13 protein-coding genes are annotated in these 14,661 nt (G+C 39.2%); 7 read left to right on the top strand and 6 right to left on the bottom strand.

Features of this window, described 5'->3' with window-relative positions; translation table 11 throughout:
• Positions 1–143 precede the first annotated feature (143 nt).
• Positions 144–665: a hypothetical protein gene (locus LV85_RS05370; protein ID WP_111317173.1), complete on the bottom strand. Its 522-nt coding sequence runs from the start codon at positions 663–665 to the stop codon at positions 144–146.
• 343 nt (positions 666–1,008) lie between these two features.
• Between LV85_RS05370 and LV85_RS05375 the strand changes: the two genes are divergently transcribed.
• Positions 1,009–1,869, top strand: coding sequence for a hydroxymethylglutaryl-CoA lyase (locus LV85_RS05375; protein ID WP_111317391.1), 861 nt, complete (start codon positions 1,009–1,011; stop codon positions 1,867–1,869).
• A gap of 15 nt (positions 1,870–1,884) precedes the next feature.
• Here LV85_RS05375 and LV85_RS05380 read toward each other — a convergent pair whose 3' ends face one another.
• The gene (locus LV85_RS05380) at positions 1,885–3,075 is read right to left on the bottom strand and encodes an aspartate aminotransferase family protein (RefSeq protein WP_111317174.1); all 1,191 of its coding nucleotides are present in this window, start codon (positions 3,073–3,075) and stop codon (positions 1,885–1,887) included.
• Between the two features lie 14 nt (positions 3,076–3,089).
• A complete protein-coding gene (locus LV85_RS05385; protein ID WP_111317175.1) occupies positions 3,090–3,986 on the bottom strand; it encodes a class I SAM-dependent methyltransferase in 897 nt (298 codons plus the stop codon).
• A gap of 325 nt (positions 3,987–4,311) precedes the next feature.
• On the opposite strand from LV85_RS05385, the gene LV85_RS05390 reads away from it, so the two are divergent.
• From LV85_RS05390 to ppk1, 5 genes are all read left to right on the top strand, one after another.
• Positions 4,312–5,130, top strand: a complete 819-nt coding sequence (locus LV85_RS05390) for a 1-acyl-sn-glycerol-3-phosphate acyltransferase (RefSeq protein WP_111317176.1) — start codon at positions 4,312–4,314, stop codon at positions 5,128–5,130.
• The gene (locus tag LV85_RS05395; RefSeq protein ID WP_111317177.1) at positions 5,127–6,095 is read left to right on the top strand and encodes a GNAT family N-acetyltransferase; all 969 of its coding nucleotides are present in this window, start codon (positions 5,127–5,129) and stop codon (positions 6,093–6,095) included. Before LV85_RS05390 ends, LV85_RS05395 begins: the two co-directional genes overlap by 4 nt.
• Positions 6,073–6,459 (top strand): CoA-binding protein, encoded by a 387-nt coding sequence (locus LV85_RS05400; protein ID WP_111317178.1) that lies wholly within the window; start codon positions 6,073–6,075, stop codon positions 6,457–6,459. Before LV85_RS05395 ends, LV85_RS05400 begins: the two co-directional genes overlap by 23 nt.
• Before the next feature lie 168 nt (positions 6,460–6,627).
• Complete coding sequence (gene gyrB / locus LV85_RS05405; protein ID WP_111317179.1) at positions 6,628–8,586, top strand: DNA topoisomerase (ATP-hydrolyzing) subunit B; 1,959 nt, start codon at positions 6,628–6,630, stop codon at positions 8,584–8,586.
• 108 nt (positions 8,587–8,694) lie between these two features.
• Positions 8,695–10,818: a polyphosphate kinase 1 gene (gene ppk1 / locus LV85_RS05410; protein WP_111317180.1), complete on the top strand. Its 2,124-nt coding sequence runs from the start codon at positions 8,695–8,697 to the stop codon at positions 10,816–10,818.
• Between the two features lie 218 nt (positions 10,819–11,036).
• Here ppk1 and LV85_RS05415 read toward each other — a convergent pair whose 3' ends face one another.
• The 3 genes from LV85_RS05415 to LV85_RS05425 all read right to left on the bottom strand — a co-directional run bounded on the left by LV85_RS05415 (position 11,037) and on the right by LV85_RS05425 (position 13,393).
• Positions 11,037–11,249 carry a hypothetical protein gene (locus tag LV85_RS05415; RefSeq protein WP_111317181.1) on the bottom strand — a complete coding sequence of 71 codons (213 nt, stop codon included), beginning with the start codon at positions 11,247–11,249 and terminating at the stop codon, positions 11,037–11,039.
• An 83-nt stretch (positions 11,250–11,332) separates the two neighbouring features.
• Positions 11,333–13,114 (bottom strand): SLC13 family permease, encoded by a 1,782-nt coding sequence (locus LV85_RS05420; RefSeq protein ID WP_111317182.1) that lies wholly within the window; start codon positions 13,112–13,114, stop codon positions 11,333–11,335.
• A gap of 3 nt (positions 13,115–13,117) precedes the next feature.
• Positions 13,118–13,393 (bottom strand): YidH family protein, encoded by a 276-nt coding sequence (locus tag LV85_RS05425; protein ID WP_111317392.1) that lies wholly within the window; start codon positions 13,391–13,393, stop codon positions 13,118–13,120.
• A gap of 48 nt (positions 13,394–13,441) precedes the next feature.
• Here LV85_RS05425 and LV85_RS05430 point away from each other — a divergent pair, with 48 nt between their 5' ends.
• Positions 13,442–14,341, top strand: a complete 900-nt coding sequence (locus LV85_RS05430) for a DUF3078 domain-containing protein (RefSeq protein ID WP_111317183.1) — start codon at positions 13,442–13,444, stop codon at positions 14,339–14,341.
• Positions 14,342–14,661 lie beyond the last annotated feature (320 nt).

Genomic DNA, 14,661 nt, shown 5'->3' on the forward strand with positions numbered 1-14,661 from the left:
TCTTGAGTGCTGATTCTTGTTCTTTCATACTGCTCTATCTTATAAACTTTAACTAAAATTCAAAGTCTTAGACAGAGTTTAGATTACAGTCTCAAAAAAAGAAGGCTACAATTGCAGCCTTCTTAATTGGTTGATTGGTGATCTTAATCTTTTTGAAGTTTCATAGTTACTTCCTCATATTTCTTTTTGGTGTCATCACTTAGCTTATCGAAGTTTTTCTCCAACCAGTCGAGGCTTTCCTGAGTGGCATCTTCTATGTCTTCGGCAGTATTTTTCGTGCCTTTCTCTACATCAGCAGTAGTTTTGTCCCACCAAGTTTCCACATTGTTCATGTGCATATCGGCCGTTCTTTCGAAGTTTTCAGCTTGCGCTTTACCATTTTTTACGGCAGTCTCATATCGCTCTTCGATCATTTCAAGATTGTCATCCTCAACTTTAAGGTCATTATAAACCTTTTCAGCTCTGGAGTCCAAACTATCATATCGCTCGTCGATTAGAGACCAATTGTGGACAGGAACCATTTGGACGGCACTTTCTACGCTATCCACGTAATTCTCTAAATTGGTAGTTACTGTAATGCGATCTTCTTCCGTGTAATTTTTCGTTTCACAGGATTCGAGAGCCAATACGGCTGTTCCAATAAGTAGTGTTGCTTTAGTTTTCATTTTCTAGATTGGTTTGGTTTTAAAACCTTAAAGGTTTTGATGGTTAAGTTCTATACTCACTGTTGCAATAGAGTTACCAAGCTTGCGTTAAGTGCATAAAGTAGGTGTAAAAGTGCCTTAATTGGCATTTGACGCTGTTTTTGTCAATTTTGATAAAAATGTCACTATGTTTTATTTTCCCCGTTTTATGAGAATTATTACCCAAAATTTCCTAATTCTGAACAGGTTGGCAAAACGCATCGCTGATTATCGCCTTCTCAAATGATTATTGACGCCTTAGTGAATGCATATACTTCCTTCCAATTTCAGATGGGGCGTAACTGATGTTTTGGTAACTTGGGGCATGATTAAATTGATAGAATGCCCGCGGGATGCAATGCAAGGAATTCCTGAGTTTATAGATACTGCCATCAAAGCGGCCTATATCAATCAATTGTTGGAAGTTGGTTTTGACACAATTGATTTTGGGAGTTTTGTGAGCCCAAAGGCGATACCTCAGATGCGGGATACAGCTGAGGTACTTAGCTTATTGGATTTGCATCATGCTAAGAGCAAGCTGTTGGCGATAGTGGCTAATGTCCGTGGAGCAGAGGATGCCATGGATTTTCCAGAGATTGATTATTTAGGATTTCCGCTTTCTGTTTCGGAAACCTTCCAAAAGCGAAATACAAATGCCAGCATTAAGCAAGCCTTGAGTACGGTAGAAGAAATCCAGAATCTATGTGAGGTGAAGGGGAAAACGCTAGTGACTTACCTGAGTATGGGCTTTGGAAATCCTTATGGGGATCCGTATTCTCCAGAGTTAGTTGCAAACTTTGTAGAGAAATTGGATCAATTGGGGGTTAAAATCATCTCATTATCTGATACTATCGGAATTGCTGATACAGAGTTGATTACAAGTTTGCTTAGTCTTCAGATTTCAGCTTTTTCCCATATAGAATTTGGTGCGCATCTGCATAGCAGGCCAGAAGATATTGCAGCTAAAGTGAGGGCGGGAGCCAAAGCTGGATGCAGAAGGTTCGATGGAGCTTTGAAAGGATATGGAGGATGCCCGATGGCCAAGGATGAGTTGGTGGGTAATATGGCTACGGAACTAATGATAGAGACCTTGGAGTCCTCTGGTTTTGACCTTAAACTTAACAAAGGAGAATTTTCCGAAGCTATGAAATTGGCTGGTTTTGTCTTTAATCCACAGTCATACTAAGTGGTTATAGGGTATTTAGGAAGGAAATACTTCCTCGATTGCCTGTAAAATAATAGCACAAGCTTCATGAATCTCAGCGGAAGTAATAGTAAGCGGGGGAGCTATTCGCATGGCATCATCACAGAAAAGAAACCAATCAGTAATTACTCCCAATTCAATGGCGCGGTCAATAATTGGCTTTAGCGTATCAAATGAGTCGAATTCAACAGCCATCAGCAATCCCTTATTTCTTATGCTTTTGATTTTGGGATGTACCAAAAGTGTTTTAATCAAATTTGCTTTTTCTTCAACGGACTCAATCAATTTCTCCTCCTGAAGGATTTTTATTGTAGCCAGTGAAGCGGCCGAACTAACAGGGTGTCCTCCAAAAGTGGTGATATGTCCTAGAATAGGATTGTTTTTAAAAACTCCCATTACAGCCTTATTGGCGATAAAAGCACCGATTGGCATGCCTCCGCCCATTCCTTTGGCACAAACAAGTATATCTGGTACAATCCCAAAATGTTCGAAAGCCCAAAATTTTCCTGTTCTACCGAATCCACATTGCACCTCATCTAAAATCAATAAAGTGCCTGTTTGATCACACTTCTTACGTAAGGCTTGAAAGTATTCTTTGCTAGCCACACGAATTCCAGCTTCTCCCTGTATGGTTTCCACGAGCACGGCAGCAGTATTGGAATCGATACTTTCCAAATCTGTGATCTCACCATAATTGATGTGGCTCACGCCAGGAAGAAGCGGGCGATATGCTTGTTTGAAAATCTCATTTCCACCTACGCTAAGTGCACCATGCGAACTGCCATGATAGGCGTTGACACAGGAAATCAGATTGGGTTTGCCAGTGTAGCGCTTGGCAAGTTTTAGTGCACCCTCAATAGCCTCACTTCCGCTATTGACCAGATAGACATTGTCTAATTTATCTGGCAAGATGTCACAGAGTTCTTTAGCCAATAATGACTGGGGACTCTGCACATATTCTCCATACACCATTAGGTGCAGGTATTTGTCCAATTGTCCATGGATCGCTTCCAACACTTTTGGATGACGATGTCCCACATTGCTCACACCAATTCCAGAAATTAAGTCGATGTACTTTTCTCCTTGGGGGCCATACAAATATATTCCCTCCGCTTTTTCCACTTCGATCATCAATGGGAAATCTGTTGTTTGAGCTAGGTGTTTTAAGAAAAGCTGACGGTTATTCATGATTGGTGATTATTTCAATAGCTTGAAAATCTGAAGAAGATTCCCAAGGGAAGTTTTTTATTTTGATTGTCCTGAAGGTAAAGTTCGCCATGCTCTGCGTTCTGCACATTTTTGAAAGTAGTGTTGATTAGGTTGGCTGCGATCAGAGAAGAGAAGCTCAGTGAGTACATATTGAGCAAGAGAAAGTGATCTTTTGGATCAAGGATTTCGGCGCATACTTTCAGCATTTCATTGATTTGCTCTTCCAAAACCCACTTTTCCCCATCTGGACCGCGACCATAGGCAGGAGGATCAAGGATGATTCCATTGTATTTATTTCCTCGGCGGGCTTCTCGCTTGATGAATTTCATTGCATCATCCACCATCCATCGAATGTCCGATTGTCCAGAGGATTCCATATTGTGTCTAGACCAGGTCACGACCTGTTTTACTGAGTCCAAGTGAGTCACATCAGCTCCTGCAGCTTTGGCCGCGACACTTGCAGCACCTGTATAGGCAAAAAGATTAAGCACCTTAGGCTTTGCAACCGGGGAGCGCTTGATAGTTTTGAAGAGATAATCCCAGTTTACTGCTTGCTCAGGGAAGAGACCGATGTGCTTGAAGGAAGTCTGGGCTAGATTCAGCTTTAGCTTCAAGCCTTCTGGATTAGCATATTCAATTGTCCAATTATGAGGCATTTTCTTCAGCTGCTCCCAATTTCCTTTTTCGGGATTGCTCTTTTCCTTTGCAAAATGCGCATGAGCTAGATTTCTCCATTCAGCTTCAAGCAGTGTTTTGTCCCAAATCGCCTGAGGTTCTGGTCTGCTGAGAATGAATTCTCCAAACCTCTCCAACTTCTCAAATCCTCCTGTGTCAATGAGTTCATAATCTTGCCAAGGGCCTGGACAAAGTGATAGGATGGATTCGTTCATAAGGAGTAGTTTTTCAGACAGCAAAAATAAGAAATTAATTGGAGGGAGTCGGATGCAATGCTTAGAATCAATCAATCATAGCCAATAGCCAGTTTAGCGCAATAGTCCAGTATTAGAAATGTCCTAAGTACATAAACTTATCAAAGAGGCGATGGTCAAATGAGAAGGGGATAAATTAAGTAGATTGGTACTCAGGACAGTACTTCATTAGCTGTTGGGGAATCTTCTGTTAAAACTGTTTTTTTGTATTTTTAGGTTTATTTTGAAATTGAAATAGAACTATTTCTACTATTTTCGATCTTCTTACCTCCAGCCTTGCCTATTAATGTCTCAGAAATTTATCGATATAGAAAAAGCCATTGATTCCAAAAATCCTTCGCTTTTGAAGTGGATGCCGGGTTTTATGCTCAACTATATTAAGCGAGTGACCCATGAGGCTTGGATGAATGAAGTGCTAGACAGAGTTGATCATTTGCACGGCATTGATTATGCCAAAGGATTGATGAGAGAATTGAATATAGAAGTAGAGTTGGTAGGAAAGGAAAATATCCCAAAGACAGGGGGGATAGTCATTACGGCAAATCATCCACTTGGAGGAATAGACGGAATTGCCTTAATTCAGGCAATTGGGGAGGTCAGATCGGATGTGCGGTTTTTGGTGAATGACCTATTAATGGCATTCAAAAATTTCAACACATTATTTATACCTATAAATAAGCATGGCAAGAATTCGGGTGATACCTTGGCTGCCATTGAATCAGCCTATTCAGGATCCTGTGCAGTATTAATCTTCCCTGCAGGACTTGTTTCAAGGAAAGATGAAACAGGTATTCGAGACTTGCAATGGAAAAAGAGCTTTGTGACCAAAGCGAAGAAATACAAAAAAGATATCTTACCTTGTTTTGTAGGAGGTAAAAACTCCAAATTTTTCTACAATTTGGCTTTTTGGAGAAAGAAGATAGGTATTAAAGCTAATATTGAAATGTTTTACCTGGCTGATGAGTTATATAAGCAGCAAGGACAAAAAGTGGTGATCACTGTAGGTGAACAAGTTTCCTATCAAAGTCTAGATTCTTCCAAAACGGATGGACAATGGGCAGATCATTTGAAGGATGTAGTTTACGAACTTGGTAAAAAAGAATGAATAAAGCAGCAGCGATAATTCCGGCGATTGACAAAGATCTATTAAAGTCTGAGTTGACACCAGAGCGATTTTTACGATATACAAATAATGGAGACAACCTGGTTTACTTGGTTAATTTTCATAATTCCCCGAATGTCGTTCGAGAGATTGGAAGATTAAGGGAGTTGACTTTTAGAGGAGCAGGAGGCGGAACAGGCTTGGAGCTTGATTTGGATGAAAATGATATCTGTGAAAACTGTTATGAACAATTGATCACATGGAATCCAGAGGAAGAGGAAATTGTAGCTGGGTATCGATTGATCAACTGCAAAAAATCAATAGAGAAAGACAGTACCTTAAATCTTTCCACCACCCATTTATTTGATTTCACCCAACGTTTTATTGAAGACTATATTCCCTATACCATAGAGTTGGGAAGATCTTTTGTTCAACCAAAATACCAACCAGCAATTGATAATAGAAAGGGGATATTCAGTCTTGACAACCTGTGGGATGGCTTAGGAGCCGTTGTTTTGATGAACCCTGAGGTGAAGTATTTATTTGGTAAAGTCACCATGTATCCGCATTTCAGCCGTGAAGGAAGAGATTTGTTGCTGATGTTTATGAATTATTATTTTCCTGACAAAGAAGAATTGGTTCAGCCTAAAGATCACTTGAAACTGGGTTATGAAACTGATTTGCCTAAGGCGGGAAATCCTTTTGAGGGATTGGAATATAAGGAAGGGTATAAGTTGCTGAATAGCAGAATTCGTACCTATGGAGAAAATATTCCTCCACTGATCAATACCTATATGAATCTATCTCCAACGATGATGACTTTTGGTACAGCTTTGAATGATGAATTTGGCGAAGTAGAGGAGACTGGTATTTTGATTACGCTGGCAGATATCTACGAAACCAAAAAGCACAGGCATATGGATACCTTCGAACGAGACAAAGTATATGGAAGTAGAGGAGATGCCTGATAAGCGTACGCTGATTGTCGGAGCTACGACAAATCCATCTAGGTATGCCTATTTTGCGGCTAGTAGATTGGATATGGCGGGTATAGATTTTATTCCTATAGGGATCAAATCAGGAGAGCTTTTTGGAAAGAAAATTCTGGATCTCCGTACTAAGCCCGAATTACAAGATATACATACCATCACACTCTATATAGGATCTGCCAACCAAGAAGAGTGGATTGATTATTTGCTTAGTTTGAAGCCAAAAAGGATCATCTTTAATCCAGGAACAGAGAATCCTATATTTTTTGAGAAAGCGAAAGCGGCAGGTATTGAAGCTATGCATGCCTGTACCTTAGTGATGTTGAGTTCAAATCAATATTAATAGTGCTGTAAATCAGCAGTTTGAGCTCTTGATTTCAAATTCCTTTTTTGTGCAATTGAGTATCGCGAAAAGCTGTGTAAAGTCACATTTTTTACCTATCTTGCAACATCTAAAAAAGAACATAAAATCACCTTTTTAGACCCATTTTGAGGGTTTTCTCCAAAACATATGAGTGAAGAAAAAGCTAAGAATCTAGACGACTACGGTGCTGGTAATATTCAGGTATTAGAAGGTCTTGAAGCGGTTCGTAAGAGACCTGCTATGTATATCGGTGACATTGGGGTCAAAGGACTCCATCACCTGATCTGGGAAGTAGTAGATAACTCTATTGATGAAGCACTTGCAGGACATTGTGATACGATCAAAGTCACCATCAATGAAGATAATTCAGTCACTGTCGAAGACAATGGTCGAGGGATCCCTACAGAAATGCACTCGAAGGAGAAGAAATCTGCTTTGGAAGTTGTGTTAACTGTACTTCACGCCGGTGGTAAATTCGATAAGGATACCTACAAGGTTTCTGGTGGATTGCACGGTGTTGGTGTGTCTTGTGTGAATGCGCTCTCAGAAGATATGAAAGCTACTGTTTATCGTAACGGAGTAATCACAGAGCAGGAATTTAAAATAGGTGTGCCGCAATATCCTGCAAAGCAGATAGGTACTACAGATCGAAGAGGAACTACTATCCACTTCAAGCCTGATACCACTATTTTTGCAATCACTGAATACAAGTATGAGACCATAGCGAACAGACTTCGTGAAATGTCCTTTTTGAACGCAGGGATAAGAATTTTCTTAACGGATCTTCGTGAGACCGAAGATGATGGATCTGTCAAATCTGATGAGTTTTACTCTGAAGGTGGTTTGGTAGAGTTCGTTCAATACTTAGATGTTAGTCGTGAGAAAATCATCGATACACCGATATCTATTGATACTGAAAAGAATGGAGTGCCAGTTCAAGTGGCTATGAACTACAATAGTTCATACTCTGAGAACGTGGTCTCTTATGTAAATACAATCAACACTTACGAGGGTGGTAGTCACGTGTCAGGTTTTAGAAGAGCCTTGACTAGAACACTAAAGTCTTATGCTGATAAGTCCGGTATGCTGGATAAGCTTAAGATGGAAGTTTCTGGTGATGATTTCCGTGAAGGTCTTACTGCAGTAATTTCTGTGAAAGTCGCTGAGCCTCAGTTTGAAGGACAGACCAAAACTAAGTTGGGTAACTCGGAAGTGGTAGGGGCAGTAGATTCTGCTGTTTCTGAAGCATTACAGTTTTGGCTGGAAGAGCATCCTAAGGAAGCCAAAATAATCGTTGGTAAAGTGATCTTGGCAGCTCAAGCCAGACACGCAGCTAGAAAAGCGCGTGAGATGGTGCAGCGAAAGAATATACTTGGAGGCGGAGGTCTTCCAGGTAAATTGGCCGATTGTGCGAATTCTGATCCTACGGTTTGTGAATTGTACCTAGTGGAAGGGGACTCGGCAGGTGGATCTGCTAAGCAAGGTCGAGATCGTGATTTTCAGGCGATCTTACCATTGAAAGGTAAAATTCTAAACGTGGAAAAAGCTCATGAGCATAAAATCTACGATAACGAAGAGATTAAAAACATTTTAACCGCACTTGGAGTAAAGATTGGTACGGCGAATGACGATAAGGAATTAGATCTTTCTAATCTGCGCTATCATAAAATCATCATTATGACGGATGCGGATATTGACGGATCTCACATTCGAACCTTGATTTTGACTCTGTTCTTTAGATATATGAGAACATTGATTGAATATGGTTATGTTTATATTGCTTTGCCTCCTTTATATTTATTGAAAAGAGGAAAAGACGAGCGATACTGCTGGACTGAAGAAGAGCGTAAGGTTCTTACGGCAGATATGGCTAAGGATGGTAGAGAAGATAGTGTGGCTATTCAGAGATATAAGGGTCTTGGAGAAATGAACCCTGAGCAACTTTGGACTACCACAATGGATCCAAATGTTCGAACGATTAAACAGGTGAATATAGATTCCGCCGCAGAAGCAGATCATCTCTTCTCCGTGCTAATGGGAGATGAAGTAGCCCCAAGAAGAGAGTTTATCGAGAAAAATGCTAAATACGCAAAAATCGATACCTGATCATTCAAAAGGGGCTTTTAGCCCCTTTTTTTAATTGAAATCAAATAGATAAACCCAGAATAAGCAAGGAGAAAATATCTTGCTATTTAACTATTAACCTTGAATGCGATGAAATTGGAAGTTGTTGAAAAATACGATTCGATAGTACAACAGAGTGATCTGATAAGCAGGGATTTAAGTTGGTTGAAGTTTAACGTACGAGTGCTGGATCAATCCAAGAAAGCACATCGTTCTGTGTTTGAGAAGCTTAAGTTTTTGGCGATAACAGCGTCTAATCTGGACGAATTTTTCATGATTCGGGTAGGTTCGCTCTATAACTATCTTGATTATGACAAGGAGCGAGTAGATTATTCTGGCTTGAGGGAAGAGCCTTTTAAGGCAAAGTTGATGAACGAGAGTCATGCCTTTCATACTGATCAGCATAATCATTTCTCTGAAGTGATCATGCCTGAGTTGCAGAGCCAAGGAGTTATTCTTTGTAATCTATCCAAGCTGACTGAGAAAGAGCAGGAGAAAGTACATGATTACTTTGTCAAGGCAATCTACCCTATGCTAACCCCAATGGTGTATGATGGGTATCGTACTTTCCCGATTTTGATGAATAAACTACTGGTATTCGGAGTAGTAACTACCAGTCCGGGAGATAGACAAGATATGCGCAAGATGAGTTTTGTGCAGATTCCAGCGAATATTCCTCGCTATTTTGAAATCGAGCGAGAAGATTCTCTTCTGCTCATTCCTATTGAGGAGGTAATTCGTGAAAACATAGTTTCACTTTTCAGAAATGTGGAAATAGAAGGCATCAGCCTTTTTAGAATTACCAGAAATGGTGACTTCACGCTGGAGGAAAGTGAAGATATGGATGCTAACTTCCTAGAAGAGGTGAAGCGGAAATTGATGGAAAGAAAGAGTGGAAGGGTTGTAAGAATAGAAATCGAGGAAGGCTACAGTAAGTGGATGATGAATTCACTTTTGGAAAGATGGAATCTTAAAATGGATTCAGTATTTCTAGTCAAAAGAGCCAGTCAGATTGATTTTACGGGGTTTTGGCAGATCGTTGGGAATAAAAAATTCCGAGAGCGCTTGCCACAAATTCCTGATCCAGTAAAACCTTTATCCTATCAGGATGAGGGGTTGTCAGATATTTTCGAAGTATTGAAAGAGAAGGATATTCTGCTTCATCATCCTTATAATAACATCGATTCTATCTTGGATCTAGTAGAAAAAGCATCAGAAGATCCAGATGTTATGGCGATTAAAATGACCATTTATAGGCTGGCCAAAGATAGTAGAATCACGAAGGCATTGCTGAAAGCAGCCGAGAACGGAAAGCATGTTTCTGTGCTTTTTGAGGTGAAAGCTAGATTTGATGAGGAAAATAATATTCGTGAAGCCAAAAAGCTACAGAAAGCAGGCTGCTTTGTGATTTATGGGATTTCTCATTTGAAGACGCATACCAAGCTGCTCTTGATAGTGAAGCGTGATGGTGGTGAAATTACCAGATTTGTACACTTAGGCTCAGGAAATTATAACGAAGACACTGCTAGGCTATATACCGATATTGGATTAATGACCACTAATGAAACTTTGGCCAATGATGTATCTGAGTTTTTCAACGTAATCACAGGGCATTCGATGCCATCTCAATATAAAAATCTTATTACAGCTCCACGTGATATGCGAAATCAATTGATCGAATACATTGAGGAGGAAGCTGAACATGCTCGAAATGGATTACCGTCTGGCATTTTCATTAAAGTCAATTCTTTGGAAGATTCCGAAATAATATACGCCTTGTATCGTGCCTCACAATCTGGTGTGACGATCAAATTAATTGTACGAGGTATTTGCTGTATCAGACCTGGAAGAGTTGGTTTGAGTGAAAATATTGAGGTATTGTCTATCGTTGGTGACTTCCTAGAGCATTCCAGAATTTACTATTTCCACAATAATGGAGATACCAGAACCTATGCAGGTAGTGCAGATATGATGGTAAGAAGCTTTGACAAGAGATTAGAAGCACTTTTCAAAGTTGAATCACCTTTGCTTGAGCAGCAATTGATGAATATCCTGGCTTATAATTTAAGAGATAATGTAAACTCTTATGTGATGCAGGAGGATGGAACCTACTTAGCTAAACATCCAGTTGGAGATGAACCTGAATTTAATGTGCATAGAGAGTTTTTCAACTTGGAAGCCGAACATGTGATGCAAGTTAAGCTTGTAAACTAAATGCAAAAAGCCCCGATCAAGGGGCTTTTTGCATTATTAATGTATGATTACATATTTCTTTGGTAGAAGTAAATATTTACCCAAATGGCCACGGTATGCTAAGCCTCCTCTAAGCCTAATCTACGCGGTCACCGAGACTGCCGAATTGCCTAAGGAATTTAATTTGGCTACAGGCAAGATTCCGAATAGTCCTAATTATAATAATTAGTTGTGATACTTTATTTCTTTTTTTGAGCAACTACCAGCATAATCACTCCAGCAGCCAGTACAATTCCTCCTGTATAGGTTGGCCAATTTACTTCACGTTTCTTGTCAGCACTTACCTGAATTGGTCCAGCGTCGATTACTTTTTCCTTGGTAGTGAAAGAGAAACTATTGCTGAATAGCATCAGCATGCCAGCTACTATTAAAACTATTCCGAAAATTTTCATGGGATATGGATTGGATTATGTGGTGAGGGTTAATTTGATTTGAACCTTCGAAAATACGTAGTCTTGACCTATTTTTCAGATAATCAGAAAGGGAAAAAGTAGGGGATACCAATAGTAGCCACTATCCACAGCAGGAGATTCAAAGGAGTTCCAATTTTCAGATAATCGCTAAATCTATAATTACCTGGCGTGTATATCATTGTATTAGTCTGATAGCCCATCGGAGTCATAAAACTCAAACTAGCCGCAAAGGTAACTGCCATAAGCATTGGCCTAGAATCTACATCCAATGCGGCAGCTATGCTGATAGCAATAGGAGCAAGCAGAGCCGCAGTCGCATTGTTTGACATCACATTGGTCATCATAAATGTAAGGGCAAATAGAGCACTCATCACTGCTCTCGGTCCAAATTGCCCTACACCTTCTACAATTGAGGCGCCGATTAGCTGAGAGCCACCGGTTTTTTCCAAGGCTAAGCCCATAGATAATACACCTGCCAACATAAGGATAACTTTCCAGTCAATAGCTTTATAAGCTTGTTCTGTACTCAGCGAACCCAACATAATTAAAATGATAGCTCCTGCAACTGCGGTAACTACAATCGGGAATACCTCAAAGGATGCCAATCCTATGATTAAAGCTAGTACAACTAACGTTAGTATGCTTTTTAGTTTATTAAGTGGCTGATGTTTAGTCTCCGAAAGTAGCAGCAGGTCTTCACTTGATTCTATACTTTGTATGGATTCTTCAGTTGCTCTTAGCAATAAAATATCTCCAGCTCTTAATGCTGTTTTGGAAAGCAAAGAGTCGAGCATGTCGGATCTATGTCTGATTCCAATAACCATAACTTGATTATATAGCCTCTTGAAATTCAGTGATTTGATACTTTTGTTTACGAGAAAAGAATTAGGTGTGACTAGAGCTTCGTATAGTCTTTCGTCTTCGTCTGTGATGTTTTCCTCATTCCATTTCAAATCAGCTTTCAGCTCAATTCCAACAATAGTTTTGATTTTTTCTAAGGTTTCTTTATCGCAGTTAATACGAATAATATCTCCTTCCTGAATAGAGGTGTTTGGATACACACGTACTTTTCTGCCATCGGATCTAATGATTTGTAATGGTTTGATGGGAAGTTTATCAAAAATCCCTTGTTTGAAAAGGGGTTCATTTAGCTGCGCATATTCCTTTAAGATGACCAATTCAGAGAGGTAATTGCCAAGTTGAATACTTTCTCCAAGTTCTGTTTTTGCTTTTCTATTTGGGGTAAGCCATCTGCCTATCGTCAGCATGTAGATTAACCCTGTAGCAAAAAATACTAATCCCATCAGGCTCATTTCAAATACGCCGAAAGATGGAAGACCGGCTTTTTCTGCAATTCCACTAACCAGAATATTAGTACTAGTACCAAGCAGGGTGCAAATCCCGCCCATCAATGCTCCAAAGGAAAGCGGCATAAGCAATTTAGAAGGCGGGATATTATCAGTTGTGTTAAGACGTATTACAGCAGGCATCAGCAAGGCAACCACAGCAGTATCGCTGATAAATGCTGAAAGAAATCCCGCAGACATCATTAAAGTGAATAAAAGATGGGTTTGTCCTTTTCCGGCTTGGGCACTTAGTTTTTGAGTGAAACTGTCTAGAAGTCCAGTATTGAATATTGCGGCCGACACTACAAACATGGCAGCTACTGTGATAGTGGCTGGACTGGAAAATCCTGATAAACCTTCTTCTACATCTAGAATTCCGGTGAGAAGAAAAGCAACCATGACTCCGATAGAAACAGTGTCGATAGTAAATTTCTCCGTGAAAAATAATACGATTGCAAACCCTATAATCGAAAAAACAAGCCCTATTTCAAAAGTCATTTATCACATTTTTAGGTAATTTCCTTTTTTTAACTTTTTACGAACGCGGTAATAATTTACAAATCCTATAATTAGAAAAACCAGACTCAATCCAAATGCCAAGTACCCCAAATCTCTCACATGGTCTAATTGATTTACTTCAAAAAGAGCAGTTCCTGACACCAAAAAGTATAGAGATGTTCGGATAAAAGAGAGCAAAGTCCTGTTATTTGCTAAAGTTGTCCGCTGTCTAGCCAAAAAATCACGAATTATTAATTCTCTTTCCAAGTCATTTTCCATATTTGCATTGTATTTATTTATATTGAAATAATTCAACATCTCTCAATTATGAAAAGAATTTCTACACTTTTCCTGTTTATTTTATTTTCTGGGCAATTACTTGCCCAAGAAGATGCTTCATTGACTCCCAAAGATACGAGCTATTGGCTCAAAGAAATACAGGGAGGACTCAACCTTAATCAAGCGGCCTTTTCTGGCAACTGGCAAGGTGGTGGTGTAAACTCTATAGCACTGGGTGTCTATCTCAATGGTAGAGCCAATTATGCCAAAGACAAATGGTCTTGGGACAATACGATGGATTTTATCTATGGTGTCGTAAAAAATGATGGTGAAGAAGGGCGTAAGTCTAATGACCGCATTTTCCTGGATTCCAAAGTGGGCTATCAGATTAATGACAAATGGAATTATTTCTTTGCAATTAATTTCTTGTCGCAGTTCGCTCCTGGTTATGAATTTCCAGAAGATTCAGAGAGAATGCTAATTTCTAAGTTTCTGAATCCAGGTTACCTCACGACCTCTCTAGGGGTGGAGTATAAGCCAAATGATGAATTTAGTCTTCGTATTTCCCCCTTCTCACCTAGATGGACATTTGTGACTGATACTGATTTGTATATGAACGTACCTGAAAATTATGGTGTGGAAATAGGAAAAACAGTTCGTACAGAATGGTTGGCTTTCAGTTTAATGGCTGATTATAATAAGAAGCTATCCGATAATCTTTCGCTGATGATTAGGTATCAAATGTATGCTAATTACGAAACCTTCACTTTTGATGCCATTGATCACCGTTTAGATTTCGGTTTGACAGCAAAAGTGTCTAACTTAGTTAACGTTAGTTTGACCAGTTTGATGATCTATGATTTGGATCAAGATGATAAAATTCAATTTAGTCAAGGATTAGCATTGGGAATTGCATTTAAACGTGGTAACTTCCCTGAGAAGAAATAATCACAACAAATTTTTATTTGGAATTTTGATTTAATTATAAAAGTATTATTTTTGAATTCATTGTGGTAGTTAAATAATAGTTGGTTTAGTTTTCAAATAAAGGGCAGGAGATTTTCTCCTGCTTTTTTATTGTATATATACTATGCTTGTCTATTTTTACTTGAAATAATCCTATTTTTTTAAATTGTCTAGTCTGCTACCTTTGAGAGCAATAACCTATTTGACCTATAATGAATAATAAGATGTTTCTTATTTGTTGTTGTCTATTTATCAAGACGATAACATCTTTAGCACAGGAGAGCCCAATTCCATATGATGTG

It is taken from the genome of Algoriphagus chordae (assembly GCF_003254055.1).
Lineage (GTDB): Bacteria > Bacteroidota > Bacteroidia > Cytophagales > Cyclobacteriaceae > Algoriphagus > Algoriphagus chordae.

Excerpts from the sequence above, each read along its gene's own strand:
- LV85_RS05430 (WP_111317183.1), top strand. The coding sequence starts at position 13,442 with ATGAAAAGAATTTCTACACTTTTCCTGTTTATTTTATTTTCTGGGCAA.
- LV85_RS05400 (WP_111317178.1), top strand. The coding sequence starts at position 6,073 with ATGGAAGTAGAGGAGATGCCTGATAAGCGTACGCTGATTGTCGGAGCT.
- LV85_RS05415 (WP_111317181.1), bottom strand. The coding sequence starts at position 11,249 with ATGAAAATTTTCGGAATAGTTTTAATAGTAGCTGGCATGCTGATGCTA.
- LV85_RS05385 (WP_111317175.1), bottom strand. The coding sequence starts at position 3,986 with ATGAACGAATCCATCCTATCACTTTGTCCAGGCCCTTGGCAAGATTAT.
- LV85_RS05420 (WP_111317182.1), bottom strand. The coding sequence starts at position 13,114 with ATGACTTTTGAAATAGGGCTTGTTTTTTCGATTATAGGGTTTGCAATC.
- gyrB (WP_111317179.1), top strand. The coding sequence starts at position 6,628 with ATGAGTGAAGAAAAAGCTAAGAATCTAGACGACTACGGTGCTGGTAAT.
- LV85_RS05370 (WP_111317173.1), bottom strand. The coding sequence starts at position 665 with ATGAAAACTAAAGCAACACTACTTATTGGAACAGCCGTATTGGCTCTC.
- LV85_RS05375 (WP_111317391.1), top strand. The coding sequence starts at position 1,009 with ATGATTAAATTGATAGAATGCCCGCGGGATGCAATGCAAGGAATTCCT.
- LV85_RS05390 (WP_111317176.1), top strand. The coding sequence starts at position 4,312 with ATGTCTCAGAAATTTATCGATATAGAAAAAGCCATTGATTCCAAAAAT.
- LV85_RS05380 (WP_111317174.1), bottom strand. The coding sequence starts at position 3,075 with ATGAATAACCGTCAGCTTTTCTTAAAACACCTAGCTCAAACAACAGAT.
- LV85_RS05425 (WP_111317392.1), bottom strand. The coding sequence starts at position 13,393 with ATGGAAAATGACTTGGAAAGAGAATTAATAATTCGTGATTTTTTGGCT.
- ppk1 (WP_111317180.1), top strand. The coding sequence starts at position 8,695 with ATGAAATTGGAAGTTGTTGAAAAATACGATTCGATAGTACAACAGAGT.
- LV85_RS05395 (WP_111317177.1), top strand. The coding sequence starts at position 5,127 with ATGAATAAAGCAGCAGCGATAATTCCGGCGATTGACAAAGATCTATTA.